This is a genomic window from Nonomuraea sp. CA-141351 (genome assembly GCF_050944675.1).
GTDB lineage: Bacteria > Actinomycetota > Actinomycetes > Streptosporangiales > Streptosporangiaceae > Nonomuraea.
Genome location: NZ_CP191982.1, coordinates 10,673,446 through 10,688,546 on the forward strand (window position 1 = coordinate 10,673,446; position 15,101 = coordinate 10,688,546).

11 protein-coding genes are annotated in these 15,101 nt (G+C 68.9%); 2 read left to right on the forward strand and 9 right to left on the reverse strand.

Going from position 1 to position 15,101, the window contains the following annotated elements; all coding sequences use genetic code 11:
- Nucleotides 1–27: 27 nt before the first annotated feature.
- The 8 genes from ACQPWU_RS50125 to ACQPWU_RS50160 all read right to left on the reverse strand — a co-directional run bounded on the left by ACQPWU_RS50125 (nucleotide 28) and on the right by ACQPWU_RS50160 (nucleotide 9,536).
- Nucleotides 28–885 (reverse strand): carbohydrate ABC transporter permease, encoded by an 858-nt coding sequence (locus tag ACQPWU_RS50125; protein ID WP_360697206.1) that lies wholly within the window; start codon nucleotides 883–885, stop codon nucleotides 28–30.
- Complete coding sequence (locus ACQPWU_RS50130; protein ID WP_360697203.1) at nucleotides 882–1,769, reverse strand: carbohydrate ABC transporter permease; 888 nt, start codon at nucleotides 1,767–1,769, stop codon at nucleotides 882–884. The genes ACQPWU_RS50125 and ACQPWU_RS50130 overlap by 4 nt, the downstream gene beginning before the upstream one ends.
- Before the next feature lie 51 nt (nucleotides 1,770–1,820).
- Nucleotides 1,821–3,116, reverse strand: coding sequence for an ABC transporter substrate-binding protein (locus tag ACQPWU_RS50135; protein WP_433433548.1), 1,296 nt, complete (start codon nucleotides 3,114–3,116; stop codon nucleotides 1,821–1,823).
- Between the two features lie 111 nt (nucleotides 3,117–3,227).
- The gene (locus ACQPWU_RS50140) at nucleotides 3,228–4,001 is read right to left on the reverse strand and encodes an AMP-binding protein (protein WP_433433550.1); all 774 of its coding nucleotides are present in this window, start codon (nucleotides 3,999–4,001) and stop codon (nucleotides 3,228–3,230) included.
- A gap of 311 nt (nucleotides 4,002–4,312) precedes the next feature.
- Nucleotides 4,313–6,667, reverse strand: a complete 2,355-nt coding sequence (locus tag ACQPWU_RS50145) for an ATP-binding protein (protein WP_433433552.1) — start codon at nucleotides 6,665–6,667, stop codon at nucleotides 4,313–4,315.
- A 75-nt stretch (nucleotides 6,668–6,742) separates the two neighbouring features.
- Nucleotides 6,743–8,194, reverse strand: coding sequence for a penicillin-binding transpeptidase domain-containing protein (locus ACQPWU_RS50150; protein ID WP_433433554.1), 1,452 nt, complete (start codon nucleotides 8,192–8,194; stop codon nucleotides 6,743–6,745).
- A 36-nt stretch (nucleotides 8,195–8,230) separates the two neighbouring features.
- Nucleotides 8,231–8,590 carry a MerR family transcriptional regulator gene (locus ACQPWU_RS50155; protein ID WP_433433556.1) on the reverse strand — a complete coding sequence of 120 codons (360 nt, stop codon included), beginning with the start codon at nucleotides 8,588–8,590 and terminating at the stop codon, nucleotides 8,231–8,233.
- A gap of 307 nt (nucleotides 8,591–8,897) precedes the next feature.
- Nucleotides 8,898–9,536, reverse strand: coding sequence for a TetR family transcriptional regulator (locus ACQPWU_RS50160; protein ID WP_433433558.1), 639 nt, complete (start codon nucleotides 9,534–9,536; stop codon nucleotides 8,898–8,900).
- Nucleotides 9,537–9,605: 69 nt separating this feature from the next.
- Here ACQPWU_RS50160 and ACQPWU_RS50165 point away from each other — a divergent pair, with 69 nt between their 5' ends.
- On the forward strand, nucleotides 9,606–10,901 hold the full coding sequence (locus tag ACQPWU_RS50165) for a GH1 family beta-glucosidase (RefSeq protein ID WP_433433560.1): 1,296 nt from the start codon (nucleotides 9,606–9,608) through the stop codon (nucleotides 10,899–10,901).
- Here the strand turns inward: ACQPWU_RS50165 and ACQPWU_RS50170 are convergent.
- On the reverse strand, nucleotides 10,883–11,779 hold the full coding sequence (locus ACQPWU_RS50170) for a coiled-coil domain-containing protein (RefSeq protein ID WP_433433562.1): 897 nt from the start codon (nucleotides 11,777–11,779) through the stop codon (nucleotides 10,883–10,885). The two genes, ACQPWU_RS50165 and ACQPWU_RS50170, sit on opposite strands and share 19 nt — an antisense overlap.
- 201 nt (nucleotides 11,780–11,980) lie before the next feature.
- Between ACQPWU_RS50170 and ACQPWU_RS50175 the strand changes: the two genes are divergently transcribed.
- Nucleotides 11,981–14,998, forward strand: a complete 3,018-nt coding sequence (locus tag ACQPWU_RS50175) for a M14 family zinc carboxypeptidase (RefSeq protein ID WP_433433563.1) — start codon at nucleotides 11,981–11,983, stop codon at nucleotides 14,996–14,998.
- Nucleotides 14,999–15,101: the final 103 nt, after the last annotated feature.

Below are 15,101 nucleotides of genomic sequence, written 5' to 3' on the forward strand. Positions count from 1 at the left end.
CAGACGAATGGCGGTGACGGGGGTTGGCTACCCCTTGAGTGCCCCCGCCATGAGCCCGCGCATGAAGAACCGGCCCAGCACGACGTAGATCAGCATCGTCGGGATCGACGCCAGGATCGCCGCCGCCATCTGCTGGCTGTACGGGGTGGCCTGCGCGCCCGCGATGTTGTTCAGCATCACGGTCGTGGGCCAGCTCGTCGGTCCGGTCAGGAACACGGCGAACAGGAAGTCGTTCCAGAGCGAGGTGAACTGCCAGATGATGACGACCGCGATGGCCGGCCCCGACACCGGCAGCACCACCGACCAGTACGCCCGCAGCATCCCGGCCCCGTCCACCCGCGAGGCCTCGATCAGCTCGTCGGGGATCGTGACGTAGTAGTTGCGGAAGATCAGCGTGCAGATCGGGATGCCGTACACGACGTGGGCCAGCACAAGTCCCGGGATGCCGCCGTAGAAGACGCCCTCGAGCCCGGTGCTCTCGTTCAGCCACACCAGCAGCTGCACCAGCGGGATCATCACCCCCTGGTACGGGATGAACATCCCGAACAGGAACAGCGTGAACAGCACGTCCGCGCCGGGGAAGCGCCACTTGGACAGCACGTAGCCGTTCATGGAGCCCAGCGCACACGACAGCAGCGAGCCCGGCACGGCCAGCAGCACGCTGTTCCACAGGCCGGGCGACAGCTTCTCCCAGGCCACCCGCCACGCCTCGGTCGTCCACGTCCGCGGCAGGTTCCACGCCTGCCCCGGGTCCGCCTCCGTGAGCGGTTTGAAGCTGGTGACGAGCAGCACGTAGATCGGGATGAGCACGATCACCACGAGGACGACCAGCAGGCCGAACCGCACCCAGGAGAAGGCCGCCCTGCGCCCGGCCACCGCCGTCATGAGCGCCTCTCCTTACGCACGGACCAGATCAGGTACGGGATCACGAAGATCGCCACGCTGACCACGATGTAGGACGCGATCGTCGCCCCCTTGGCCGGATCGTTCGAGTCGAACACCGCCACCCACATGAACACCGCAGGCACGTCGGTGATGATCTGCTTCCCCGACACCGCCACGATCAGGTCGAAGACCTTGAGCGAGATGTGCCCCAGGATGATCAGCGCGGACAGGGTGACAGGCCTGAGCAGGGGCAGCACCACATGCCGGTAGACGCCCCACTCGTTGCAGCCGTCCACCCGGGCGGCCTCCCGCAGCTCCTCGGGCACGCCCCGGAACCCGGCCAGAAACAAAGCCATGACATATCCGGACATCTGCCAGATGGCGGGGATCGCCATCGCGGCCATCCCCCAGTCCGGATCCCTGAACCACTGCCACTGCGGCAGCCCGATCCAGTCGAACAGCCGGTTCAAGCCGACCGCCCGCTCCCCCGTCCCCGAGTTCATCAGCCACCGCCACACGATCCCGGTCGCGACGAACGAGATGGCCATCGGGAACAGGTAGATCGCCCGGAACGTCCCCTCGCCCCTGATCCCCTTCTCCATGAGGAACGCCAGGAGCCAGCCGAGCAGCAGCGCCCCCAGCACGAACGCGATCGTGAAGACGATCGCGTGGTTCACCGACAGGTGCCAGCGCGGCTGGTCCCAGATGTCGACGAAGTTCTGCAGCCCCACGAACTTCCCCTCGGACACCCGATCGTGCTGGTCCGTCATGGCCAGCCGGAAGTTCCAGCCGAGCATGCCGTACACGAAGACGCCGATCAGGATGATCGACGGCGTGACGAGGAGGAGTCCGGGCAGCCACGTGCGTGCCCGCCTCACAAGCATTCCCTCCCACGGGCGCGGCGGACGCCCATGACGACCGCCGCGCGCGATGAGTTATTGAGCGTTGGCCTTGGCCGCGTCGGAGAGCCCCTGCTGCAGGGCCTTGACGTCCTTGCTGCCGATGAACAGCCCGACCGCCTCGGTGATCGACGCCAGCCACGGCTGGTTCACCGAGACGCCGTGCTGGATCGACCCGGCGAGCTTGTTGCTCGACCAGTCCTTCAGCGCGTCGGCCAGGTAGTCGGTGTAGAGCGACTGGTCGGCGTCCTTGCGGGCGGGGATGGAGCCCTTCTTGGGGTTGAAGGCGTCCTGGCCCTCCTTGCTGGCCGCGACCTTCAGCCAGGCGATGGCCCCGTCACGGTTCTTCGCGCCCTTGGGCAGGGTGAAGCTGTCGGACAGCCACAGGTACGTGCCCGTGGTCCCCGGAGCCGGAGCCCAGTCGAAGTCCGTCTTCGACGTCTTGCCCAGGCCGCCCTCCGGCGGGTTGTGGAAGTAGCCGTACGCCCAGTCGCCCATGATGTTGAACGCGGCCTCGCCGTCGGCGACCTGCTTGGCGGCCGGCTGCCAGTCGTCCTGCGGGTCGCCCGCGTACGACATGATCTTCGCGAAGTCCTGGAGCGCCTTGGTCACCTGCGGGCTGTTCCAGTCGGCGCCCGGCTTGAACAGCGCGTTGTAGGCGTCGGTGCCCAGCGAGCCGAGCAGCACGTTCTCCATCAGGTGGACGACGGTCCACTCGGAGCCGATGGACAGCGGGATCTTGCCCTTGGCCTTGACCTTCTCCAGGTCCGCGATGAACTCGTCGATCGTCTTGGGTGCGGCGGCCACGCCGGCGTCCTTCAGCACGCCCGGGTTGAACCACAGCACGTTCGACCGGTGGATGTTCACCGGCACCGAATAGATCTTGCCGTCGACGCTGATCTGGTCGATGAGCTGGGTGGGGAAGACGTCCTTCAGCTTCAGCTCGTCGTAGAGGAAGGTCAGGTCCTCCAGGTTGCCGGCCTTGATGTAGCCCTGCAGCTCGGCGCCCGCGTGTCCCTGGAAGGTGTCGGGCGGGGTGTTGGCCTGGAGTTTCGACTGGAGCAGGGCCTTGGCCTTGTCACCGGAGCCGCCGGCCACCGCGGCGTCGAAGAACGTGAAGTTCGGATTCTGCTGCTCGAAGATCTTCTTCATCGCCTGGAGACCGTCGGCCTCGCCGGGGCCGGTCCACCAGGAGAAGACCTCAACCTGTTTCTTACCGCCGCCGGACGCCGGCGCCTGGGACGCCTGCCCGCCTCCGCCGCCGCCACCACAGGCCACCAGGCCGAGCACGCTCACGATTGAGATCGAGACGGTCGCTAACCATCGTCGCATCGCACACCATCCCTTCGAAGCCCCCCGAAGTCGGTGATTTGACAACGTTGTCAATCAACCCACTTCCCGGCGCGCGCCGTCAAGGGATGGGCAGATAACAGCTCCGCATATTCAGTGGATGCGCTCCAGCGTGCCCTCCGGGCTCGTCACCACCGTGACGCTGAAGTCGTAGCTGGTGCCGGGAAGATCACCGCCGCCCGCGGCGACCACCAGCGCGCCCTTGGACACGCCGAGCCCGACCAGGGCGACAAGGTCGCATCCGCCGTCGGGCAGCCACGTGGTGAGCACGACGTCGGACTCGGCCAGGCGTACGGGGAGGTCGAGCTCGGCCATCCTGGTCAGCAGGTCGGCGTGGGACATCCGGCGGCTGTCCGCCGTCAGCAGCGCGTCCTGGCGCTTGGCGTCGAGCACCGGCAGCGCGGTGGGCTCCAGTGTGAGCAGCCCGCGGAAGTCGATCGTGTCGAGCGCGGTGCCCAGCGAGACGACCTGGCGCACCCGGGACTCGTCGGCCGCCCGGACCGCCGTCTCCGCTAGATCGGGAGTGGTGATCAGAGTGCGGGCGTCGCACTCCCGCAGCCGGGCGGCCATCTCGGAGGCGCCGAGCGCCGGATCGATCGGCGCCGCCACCCCGCCCGCGGCCAGCACCGTGTGCACGGCCAGCGTCTGCGCGCCGGCCGTCGAGACGTGCACGCCCACCACCTGGTCGCGCCGCGCGCCCCTGCGTACCAGACCGGAGGCCGCCCTGGTCACCTCGGTCACCAGCCTTCGGTAACCGTAGACGTGACCGCCGCGCAGATCGACGAGCGCCGGCCGCTCGCCGCGCTCGTAGGCCTGGCGGAACACCTCGTGGATCACGGTGCCGGTGGTCGAGGCGGTGGGCTTCATGACCGCCAACGTACGGCCGCCGGGCGGGACCAGCATCCACCGATGTATGTAGGCAGATGTGCATTCCAGCGGGGCGGGCCCGAGCCCTGCGCGACTCGAGCCCGCAGTCACGCGCCCGGAGCCGGGTCCCCACCCCTCCGAGGAGGCCCGGCTCCGTGCGGACGCGTGACGTTCGCGATCGGCCGGCCGCTGCCGTATGGCCGATCACACGTAGCAACGGTAGGTGTGCAGACGGGGGCAGCACATGCACTGACATCGCCATTGGAGGGTGTAGCCGGGCCTGCACTGTGATGTGTAGAGAGGTGCACCGGTCAGCGGCTCTCGATCACCCATGCGGCGATCTGTGTACGTGTGGAGAAGCCCAGCTTGGACAGGATGTTCGCCACGTGGCGGGCGGCGGTCGCGGGGCTGATGACCAGTTCGTCGGCGATGGCCCGGTTACTGAGCCCCCTGGCGATCAGCTCGGCGATCTCGCGTTCCCTGGCCGTGAGCCTGCTGTCCTGGTGGACCGATATGACGGGCGCGGCGGGCCGTTCGGGCAGCGTGCCGTCGAGAGCGCACGCCACGGCCTGCTCGGCGGTCATGCCCGTGCCCTCGGCCCACAACATGCCGACCACCGCCTCGCCGAGCTCCGCCCGGGCGGGACGCAGGACGTCCTCGGTACGCGCGTCGGGCTGCCGGCCGCGCAGCGCCACCGAGGCGGCGGCCAGCACGACCGCGCGCCGGTGGTCGCCCTCGGCGGTGACCAGGATCGCCCATTCCTCCAGCCGCCTGGCGATGCCCGAACGCAGCCCCGCGTCGCGGCTGAGCACCAGCGCCTCGGTGAGCCTGGCCCTGGCCTCCACCAGGTCGCCCTGGTCGAGCGCCACCTTGCCGAGCCCGGCCAGGCAGCTCACGATCTGCTGCCTGGCATCCACGTGCCGCAGCAGCCGCAGCCCCGACTCGTAGTGCCGCTTGGCCGTCGCGGGGTCACCCGAGCGCCTGGCCACCTGGGCGAGCCCGATGTGGGCGTAGGCCTGGCCGACGTGGTTGTCGAGGTCCTCGCTGATCGCCAGGACCTCCTCGAACGCGCGCTGCGCCTCGCGCAGGCGGCCGTGGTGCAGGCCGACCTGCGCTCTGGTGCCCTGGGCCAGCGACTCCAGGATGCGGTCGCCGGACTGCCTGGCCTGCTCCAGCGCACGGTCCAGGGTGTCGGGCTGGCCGGTGAGCTGGGCCAGCGCGATCAGGCCGATGGCCTCGCCGTACCCGTCCTGGACCGATCTGCACAGATCGAGCCCCGCACGCGTGCACCGCGTGGCCAGCTCGAGGTCGCCCGCCGCCAGCGCCAGCTCGCCGCGCAGGATCGTGGCCTGTCCGCGCAGCGCCGGCCGCACCTGCGGGGCGCCGAGCGCCAGCAGGCGGTCGAGCCGCTCTGTCACGTCGAGCTTCCTGCCGCTGCCGACCAGCAGGTAGCGTACGTCGGTCAGCAGGCCGAACGCGGTCTCCGGCTGCCCGACGGCGATCGACCAGTCGCAGGCCGAGGCGATCTCGGCCTTGAGCGCGTCGAAGACGTTGACGTACCGCTCGATCACCGGCCACGACGTGCGCGCCCCCGGCGCGATCGCGTCCTTGAACCGGGCCGCCATCGTGGCCAGCGCCGTCAGGTGCCTGTGCCGCAGCTCGGCCTCCTCGCCGGACTCGGCGAGCTGCTCCAGCGCGTAGTCGCGCACGGTCTCCAGCAGCCGGTAACGCGCCTGCCCGGCGATCTCGCCGTCCAGGGCGACCAGCGACTTGTCCACCAGATCGCACAGCCTGAGCAGCACGTCCTCCTCGGGCAGCCCCGGACCCGAACAGACGGCTTCCGCCAGGTCGAGCGTCCACGAGGAGCGGAAGACGGCCGTACGGCGCAGCAGCAGACGTTCCTGCGGGGTGAGCAGCCGGTAGCTCCAGTCCACGGCGGCCCTGAGCGTGCGGTGCCTGGCCGGAGCCGTACGCGCGCCGCCCGCCAGCAGCCTGAACCGGTCGTCGAGCCGCTCGACGAGCTGGCAGACCGACACCACCCTGACCATGGCCGCGGCGAGTTCGATCGCCAGCGGCAGGCCGTCGAGCGCCTGGCACAACTCCACGACCAGCGGCCGGGTCTCGTCGGTCAGCTCGAAGTCGGGCCTGGCGGCGGTGGCCCTGGCCACGAACAGCCGCACGGCCTCGCTCTCCTCCCCGTCCACCGACAGCGGCGGCACCCGCCACACCGTCTCGCCCGGGACGCGCAACGGCTCCCTGCTGGTGGCCAGCACGGTGAGCCCAGGGCAGGCCCCGAGCAGGTCACGGCAGAGCTCCGCGCACTCGCCGATCACAGGCTCGCAGTTGTCGAGCAGCAGGAGCGCGCGCCGCCCGCCGATCGTCTCGGCCAGGTCGCCCACGATCCCGAGCGCGGCGGCGACATAGCCTCTCAGCTCGCCCTTCTCCAGGTCGGCCAGCTCGATCAGCCACACGCCGCCCGGGTGGTCGGAGACGACCCTGTCGGCGAGCCGCAGGGCCAGCCGGGTCTTCCCGATGCCTCCCGCGCCGCAGAGGGTCACGGCCCGCGAAACGCGCATCAGGTGGACGAGCTCGTCAATGTCCGACTCCCGACCCACGAACACGTTCGGCTCGGCCGGCAGGTTGCTGAAGTCAGCAGATCGCAGCATCACTGTGAGTGTGTCACCAACTACGCCACGCGCCCAGACATAATCGTGGAGAACTGTCAGTGCCCGCGGGCACAATCACTCCAGGGCGGCCCTGATGACGTCGTGGACGATCGTGGTCACCGCCTGGGCCCGCGCCCCCGGATGCTCCAGCACGACCCCCACCGCCACCTCGGGCGCGTTGGCGGGGGCGAAGGCGGTGATGACCGCGTGGTCGTCCGTCCCCGGGATGACCTTCGACGCGGCGATTGCCGCGGTCTCCGGACCGGCGACCCCCGACTCGCGGGCCGCCATGGCGCGCGGCGTCGTCGTCATCATGGCCACCAGATTCCTGGCCACCGGGGGCGACACGGCCGTCCGGTAAACGGCAGGGTTGGCGCGGTCGATGACCGACCCGTCCGGCAGCCGCACCTCCTCCACCAGGTACGGCCGCATCAGCACCCCGTTGTCGGCCACGGCCGCCGACAGCATGGCGACCATCAGCGGCGTCACCCGGCTGTCGTGGTGCCCGATCGCCGACAGGGCGGTCTGCGACCTGTCCAGGCCGAGCGGATACCGGCTCGCTGTCGCGACCAGCGGAATCGCCAGGCTCGGCGCGTTGAACCCGAACGCCTCGGCCTGGTCCCTGAGCAGGTCCTGCCCGAGCTGGAGCCCGATGTTGGCGAACGCGGTGTTACAGGACACCTGGAACGCGTATGTGAGCGTCGGCCGGGCGTCCCCGCACCCGCCGCCGTTCGCGTTCTGCAGGAACGTCGAGGTCCCTGGGAGCCGCAGCCGCGCGGGGGCGTCCACCAGCGCGGACGGGGTGTACTCGCCGGAGGCCAGCGCCGCCGCGGCCGTCACCAGCTTGAACGTGGAGCCGGGCGGATAGAGCTGGTTGAGCGCCCGGTTCAGCAGGGGGTGCGACGGATCCTGCCCGAGCCGCCGCGAGGTCTCGGAGAGGCGCGCGGGGTCGGAGGTGGTGAGAGCGTTCGGGTCGTACGTCGGATAGGTGGCCAGTGCCAGGATCGCCCCGGTCGCCGGGTCGATGGCCACCACCGCCCCCGGCAGCCCCGTCGCCTTGAGCCCCTGGTACGCGGCCCGCTGCACCCGATCCCTGATCGTCAGCCGGACGTCCGCCCCCTCCACGACACCGTCCCTGACCAGCGACCGCACCTTGACCTTGGGGTCGTCCCCGGACAGCACCCCGTCGCGCGCCTGCTCGATCCCGGTGGAGCTGTAGAGCGACTGGTGCCCGGTGACGGCGGCGTACTGCTCGCCGTCCCGGTAGAACCGCCGGTAGAGGTACGGGCCGGCGCCGGTCGGGCGGCTCGTGGCGATCGGCGTGCCGTCATAGGTGAGGATGTCGCCGCGCGGACGGTCGAACTTGTCGATCAGCGGCCGTTCGTTCCTGTGGTCGGAGTTGAGCGCGCGCGAGCCGAACGCCTGGACGAGCGTTATGTGCCCCAGCAGGAGGAACAGCATCGCCGAGCAGAGCCTGGCGACGCGGCGCAGCGGCTCGTCGATCCGCTCCGCCCTCGATCCGGCCATGGATCTTGGTTTAACAGCCGGACCGCAAAGGCCGGGCTAGAGGAGACTGCGATAGTAGGAGATCTTGTTGTGGATGTAGTGCTGCCGCTCGCCGAGGTTGTCGATCTGCGCCTGGACCTGCTGGTCGTGCTCCTCCAGCAGCTTGATCCGGTCGGGGATCGTGTGGTCTCCCGCGCGTACGAGCTCGGCGAAGCGCAACATCTGGCGGATGGGCATGCCCGTGTCACGCAGGCACCGGAGCATGCCGAGCCAGCCGACGTCCTCCTGGCTGAACCTGCGCTGCCCGGCCGCGTTCCGGCCGACGTGCTCCAGCAGCCCGATCTTCTCGTAGTAACGGAGAGTGTCGATGCTGAAGCCGGTCTCCTCGGAGACTTCCCCTGGTGTGTACACACTCACAGCACCCAGCATCCCACCTGGAGTGCGCTCCAGGTCAACGGCTTGACATGGAGCGCGCTCCAGCTCTCAGAGTCTGGTTCATGAATATCGCGCTCGGCACGATTCCGTTCGGCACCACCGTCGGCCTGCGGGACACCTTCGCTACCGCACCACACCCCGCCGATCCGGCGCCGGAAGGGCCTAGAGGGCCGTCGCGCTCAGTGCGGCGACGTGCGGCGCGGACACCGTGGGGCGCGCCGTCTGGTGTGGCGCGTCACGGGACGCTGGGCGCCGTCCGAGGGGCGCGAGCCGAGAGGCGGGCGGCGAGTCACGGGAGGTGGTCGGCCAGGTAGCGGCGGACGAGTTGCTTGCACTCGGCGATCAGCAGCGCGTCGCCGCGGGGATCCGCGCGGAAGGCCAGCTTCAGCACCGCGTCCGTCGCCTCCACCGCCACCAGCAGCGCACGGTCCAGCCCTGGGCCCACGGGGGCGCCCAGGAGTTCGAGGGTGAGGGCGCGTAGCCGCTCGGCCACCACCACGTTGTTGTCCTGCGCCCCGTCCAGCGCCCGCTTGCTGCCGGCGACCGAGGGCCCGCCGGGTGCGAGGAGGATCTCGCCGAAGTCCACCACCGCGAACCCCGGCGTGGTGCGCTTCATGCCGACGAACTCGTCGATGGCCAGGTCCACCAGATCCGTCCAGTGCCCGAGGTCGGCCTCGGGCATGCGTTCGATGATCCGGGCGAGGAACGCCTCGAGGTTGCGCCGCGCCAGCGCGCGCACCAACCCCTGCTTGTCGGGGAAGAACTGGTAGAACGTGCCGATCGGGACCTCGGCCCGGCGCGCCACCTCCTTCGTCGTCAGCGACTCGTAGCCGACCTCGTCGAGCAGGAGCGCGCACTCGTCGAGCATCCGCTCCACCCGCTCCACGCTCCGACGCTGGGCGGGACGGCGGCGCAAGGTACTCGTCATGCCCCCATCCTGACGTATTACCGGAAGGTAAAGTTCGCCACGAAAGCATCAGGCAGGGAGGAGCCCGGGATGTTCCTGTGGGGTACGGCAACGGCCGCGTACCAGATCGAGGGCGCCGTCGAGGAGGACGGCAGGGGCGTCTCCATCTGGGACACCTTCGCCCACGAGCCGGGCCGCATCAGGGACGGGCACACCGGGGACGTGGCGTGCGACCACTATCACTTGTGGCGCGAGGACATCGAGCTCATGTCCGGTCTGGGAGTGAACGCCTACCGGTTCTCGATCGCCTGGCCGCGCGTCCAGCCCCAAGGGGACGGGCCCGTCAACGCGAAGGGGCTCGACTTCTACGAGCGGCTGGTGGACGCGCTGCTCGAGCGCGGCATCCAGCCGGTGCCGACGCTGTTCCACTGGGACCTGCCGCAGGCGCTGCAAGATCGCAGTGGGTGGTTAAATCGCGAAATTTCGGAAAAGTTCGCGGACTACGCCGCCGCAGTCGCCGACCGTCTGGCCGACCGCGTCCCCCTCTGGATCACCCTGAACGAGCCGTTCGTCCACATGGCCTACGGATACGCCATGGGCATCCACGCCCCGGGCCAGGTCCTCCTCACGGACGCGCTCCCGGCCGCCCACCACCAGCTCCTGGCGCACGGACTGGCCACGCAGGCGCTGAGGGCCGCGGGGGCCCGCCAGGTGGCCATCACCAACAACTGCACCCCGGTCTGGCCGGCCTCGCAGCAGGAGCCCGACCTCAAGGCGGCGGACGCGTACGACATCCTCCACAACCGCCTGTTCAACGACCCCGTACTTCTCGGCAAATATCCGGACCTGTCGGCGTATACCCAATCCCTGGACTTCCTCCAGGACGGCGACCTCGACATCATCGCCACCCCGCTGGACGCCCTGGGCATCAACTACTACAACCCCACCCGCATAGCCGCCCCCGCGGACGAGGCACTCCCCTTCTCGGACACGGGCATCACCGGCTACCCGACGACCGCGTTCGGCTGGCCGGTCGTCCCCGACGGCCTGCGCGAGCTCCTGACCGGCCTCAAGACGAGGTACGGCACCGCGCTCCCGCCCATCCTCATCACGGAGAACGGCTGCTCCACAGAGGACACGGTCCAGGACGACGCCCGGATCGACTTCCTGGACGGCCACATCGGGGCGATGCGCCAGGCCATGGCCGAAGGCGTGGACGTACGGGGCTACTTCGTCTGGTCCCTGCTGGACAACTTCGAGTGGGCCGAGGGCTACCACCAGCGCTTCGGCCTCGTACGCGTGGACTTCGAGACCCAGCGCCGCACCCCGAAGGCGTCGTACCGATGGCTGCGGGACCTCCTGAAGGCTCAGAACACCGACACGTGAACGTGGTCGTAGTGGTTGGCCGTGATCCCGCCGCGGTCCGACATCGGATCCCAGCCGCCCCCCGACCGGATGTCGTAGTAGCGCTGCTTCCAGATGATGTACATGACGCCGATCCGGGCGCCGTTCTTGATCAGATAATCCGCCAGAGCGTCACCGCGGGCCTCGTCGGCCCCGGTGGCCCGGGTGCCGCCTCTCGACATCATGAAGTCGCAGGCCCGCCCCTTCCCGTGCTCGCCGGGGTCGCCGGGGCGTAGGCAGCCGACGCCGTACTTCATGGGGAAGTTCTGCATGATGTCGGCGCGCACCGCGATCATGCGCGGGGTCAGCCCCTCGGAGCCGCCGGGCTGCTGGAAGCCGAACTTGGCGAGCAGCTTCTCGACGTCGCGCTGCTTGCTCTGCAGCTTCTTGATCTCCTTCTGCAGCTTCTCGATCTTGTCGTTGGCGGCGATCTTCGCCGCTCTGGACTTCTCGATCAGCTTCTGGACGTTCTCGACGCGCCTGGTGCGCTCGTCGGCCATGTAGGTCATGCTGGCCGCCTGTCCCAGCATCACGTACGGGTCGACGTTGGGGGCGATGAGCCGAAAGGTGTCAACAGGGCCCACCATGTAGGCGGTCTGCGCGATGCGCCCCACGTCCGCCTGCGCCTCCTTCAACTGGGCCAGCAGGGTGCCGGAAGTCGTGGTGGCCTTCTTCACCTGGAGCTTGACCTCCTCCAGGCTCTGGATCTGGCCGCGGTAGCGCTTCTCCAGCTCGGCGGCCTGTTTGGTGAGCTTCCGCAGGTCAGCGGGGCTGGGATCGGCCGCTGCAGGCAGCGAGGCAGGGAGGCCGAGCAGCCCGGCGAGGACGGCGACAAGACCGGCGACCCGCCCGATTCTCACACCCGTCCCCTCCCTCATAGACGGACCGAAACTATAGAAGATGATCTTGATCTCTGTCACCCGAACGACCGAACTGCCGCACCTTTGGCGAAAATTCTAGGGATTTGTCCGAATTAAGGAGGAGCTAAAGATTGGGCCTTGTATAGATCGCTCCAACGGTTTGAGATGGCGATCGAACTCGTCTCTGCGAAGGGGCAGATCGTGTCTCGAACATTGACCCTCGCCGCAGCCGTCATCCTCGGCTTAGGCACGTCCATCGTGGCCACGACGGCGCAAGCGTCCGTGGACCCCTTACCGGCCGGCGACCGCATCGAGCTCTACCAGCTCGACAGCCCGCCTGGCACCGCCCAGGAGCTCAGGGAGAAGGGCTTCGACGTCGTCCAGCAGCAGAACAAGGGCGGCAAGGAGCACATCGAGCTGACCGCCGCCCAGACGGACCTGGCCGCGCTGCGCAAGCTCGGCCACAAACCCGAGCCCGTACGCAACCCGCAGGGCCAGAGCCAGCTGGAGGCCGCCAAGGCGCAGGCGGCGGGCGGCTACACCGTCTGGAAGTCCTACTCCGAGTCGGGCGGCATCGCCGACCAGCTCAAGGCCATCGCGAACGCCAACAAGGACATCGTCAAGCTCGAGTCGATCGGCAAGTCGCTGAAGGGCCAGGACATCCTGGCCGTCAAGGTCACCACGGGCGCCCGGCTGCTGCCCGACGGCCTCAAGCCCTCGACGCTCTACTCCGCCACGCAGCACGCCCGCGAGTGGATCGCCACTGAGGTGGACATGCGGCTGCTCAAGCACGTGATCGCGAACAAGGCCACGCTGAAGGACCTGCTCAACAAGACCGAGCTGTGGTTCGTGCCGGTGGCCAACCCCGACGGGTACGACTTCACGTTCACCGAGGGCAACCGCCTGTGGCGCAAGAACCTGCGCGACAACAACGGCGACGGCAAGATCACGATCGGCGACGGCGTCGACCCGAACCGGAACTTCCCCACGAACTTCCACTACGACGAGGAAGGCTCGTCGAGCATCCCGAGCAGCGAGACCTTCCGCGGCGCGGGCCCGGCCAGCGAGCCGGAGACCAAGGCCATGGACGGCCTGCTCAAACGCGTCGGGTTCGAGATGAACCTCAACTACCACTCCTTCGGCCCGCTGCTGCTCTACCCGAGCGGCTTCCAGATCGCCACGGAGACGGCCGACAACCCGATCTACGAGGCCATCACCGGCAACGACGCCAACCCCGCCGTCCCCGGCTTCGACCCCGACCTCGGCGCCGAGCTGTACACCACGAACGGCGACACCAACGACCATGCCCATCGCCAGTACGGCACGCTGTCGTGGACGCCGGAGCTGGACGAGGGCTGCGACGGCTGCGGGTTCGTCTTCCCCGACGACGAGGCTGCGGTGCAGGCGGAGTTCGAGAAGAACCTGCCGTTCGCGCTCGACGTGGCCAAGTCCGCGGTCAACCCCGTCGAGCCGGTGAACCACCTGGGCAACACGACCCCCGACTTCGAGATCGACCCGTTCGAGGTCAGCTACGGCAAGGACCAGGTCGTCCAGGTCGACGCCAAGCGCAAGCTCGGCCCGGTCTTCCTGAACTACCAGGTCAACGGCGGCCGTACCAAGACGGCCCTGACCTCCGAGTGGAACGGCGGTGAGCGCTACGGCAAGGGCTACAACCGCTACTACCACCGGCTCCGCGGCAAGATCACCGGCACGAAGCCCAATGACAAGGTGAAGGTCTGGTTCAGCTCGATCGGCAGGAAGAGCGCCGACTTCACCTACACCGTCGCGACCGACATCGGCGGCAAGGTGCTGATCCTGGCCACCGAGGACGTCACGGGCCTCAGCCCCGCGCAGGGCGTGACCGAGGCCAAGTACGCCGACGAGTACGCCGCCGCGCTCCAGACGGCCGGCTACACCTCGGACGTGTACGACATGGACAAGATGGGCCGCAAGGCCCCGCACCCGCTCGGTGTGCTCAGCCACTACAAGGCCGTGGTGTGGGAGACCGGCGACGACATCATCCCGAGATCGCCCGGCCAGGTGGCGGGCACGACCTCCAAGGGCGGCGTGGACACCGAGCTGGCGGTCCGCGACTACCTGAACGAGGGCGGCAAGCTGCTGCACGCCGGCAAGTTCCCGTCGTACGCGGCCAACAACAACGGCGCCTACTACTACCAGCCCGACCAGCCGGCGCAGCCCGAGTGCACGGTCCCGAACGACCCGCCGTGCATCCCGGTGTTCAACGACTTCCAGCAGTACTGGCTCGGCGCGTACGTCTACTTCGACGACGCGGGCACCGACCAGAACACCGGGCAGCCGTACGCGCTGCAGGGCCACGGAGGCAAGTTCGAGGGCTTCAACGCCACGATCGAGCCGAGCCACACCAACTCGTTCGTGGCCACCTCGGCCATCCTGCCCGCCGACCAGTTCCCGCTGTTCGCGAGCTCGGCGCAGGTCAAGTGGGCACGCCCGGGCGGCCCGTTCGACCCGCACACCGGCTCCTGGGACGTCTACAGCGGCATCGCCGACGTCTCGTGGAAGCGGCTGACCAAGACGATCGACCTGACCGGGAAGACCAGTGGCGACCTGTCGTTCTGGACCTCGTACGACACCGAGGGCGGCTGGGACTTCCTGACGGTCGAGGCGCACACGGCAGGCGGCGACGACTGGACCACGCTGCCGGACGCCAACGGGCACACCACCCAGGAGACCGGCAGCAGCTGCGATCCGCCCAGCGGCGGCGAGGGCTGGCGGGCGATCCACCCGTTCACCCAGCGCTACCAGGGCCCGAACTGCGAGCCGACCGGCACGTCCGGCGCCTGGCACGCGGCCACCGGCAACTCGGGCGGCTGGCAGCAGTGGAAGGTCGACCTGACCCCGTACGCGGGCAAGAAGGTCGAGCTGTCCATCTCCTATATCAGCGACTGGGGCACCCAGGGTGCGGGCGTCTTCCTGGACGACTTCGCGGTCACCCTGGACGGCGCGACGGCCGAGCAGACCTCGTTCGAGTCGGACCTGGGCGGCTGGACCGTCGGGGCGCCTCCCGAGGGCACCTCACCGTCGATCAACAACTGGTTCCGCACGGACCAGGTCTTCGAGGAAGGCGGCGGCATCGTCACCAAGAACACCGTCTACCTGGGATTCGGCGCTGAGAGCGTGACCGACCAGGCCACGCGGGCCGACCTCGTCAAGCGGTCCATGCGGCATCTGCTCGGTTAAGGCCCAGGAGGGGTGCGGCGAGCCATGCCGCACCCCTCTTGCGTGTCCGGACAGAACATGGTTCGGTCACCTTGAGGAGTCCCGAAAGCAAGCAAGCATTCGG

Excerpts from the sequence above, each read along its gene's own strand:
- ACQPWU_RS50135 (WP_433433548.1), bottom strand. The coding sequence starts at position 3,116 with ATGCGACGATGGTTAGCGACCGTCTCGATCTCAATCGTGAGCGTGCTC.
- ACQPWU_RS50140 (WP_433433550.1), bottom strand. The coding sequence starts at position 4,001 with ATGAAGCCCACCGCCTCGACCACCGGCACCGTGATCCACGAGGTGTTC.
- ACQPWU_RS50150 (WP_433433554.1), bottom strand. The coding sequence starts at position 8,194 with ATGGCCGGATCGAGGGCGGAGCGGATCGACGAGCCGCTGCGCCGCGTC.
- ACQPWU_RS50160 (WP_433433558.1), bottom strand. The coding sequence starts at position 9,536 with ATGACGAGTACCTTGCGCCGCCGTCCCGCCCAGCGTCGGAGCGTGGAG.
- ACQPWU_RS50165 (WP_433433560.1), top strand. The coding sequence starts at position 9,606 with ATGTTCCTGTGGGGTACGGCAACGGCCGCGTACCAGATCGAGGGCGCC.
- ACQPWU_RS50125 (WP_360697206.1), bottom strand. The coding sequence starts at position 885 with ATGACGGCGGTGGCCGGGCGCAGGGCGGCCTTCTCCTGGGTGCGGTTC.
- ACQPWU_RS50145 (WP_433433552.1), bottom strand. The coding sequence starts at position 6,667 with ATGCTGCGATCTGCTGACTTCAGCAACCTGCCGGCCGAGCCGAACGTG.
- ACQPWU_RS50130 (WP_360697203.1), bottom strand. The coding sequence starts at position 1,769 with ATGCTTGTGAGGCGGGCACGCACGTGGCTGCCCGGACTCCTCCTCGTC.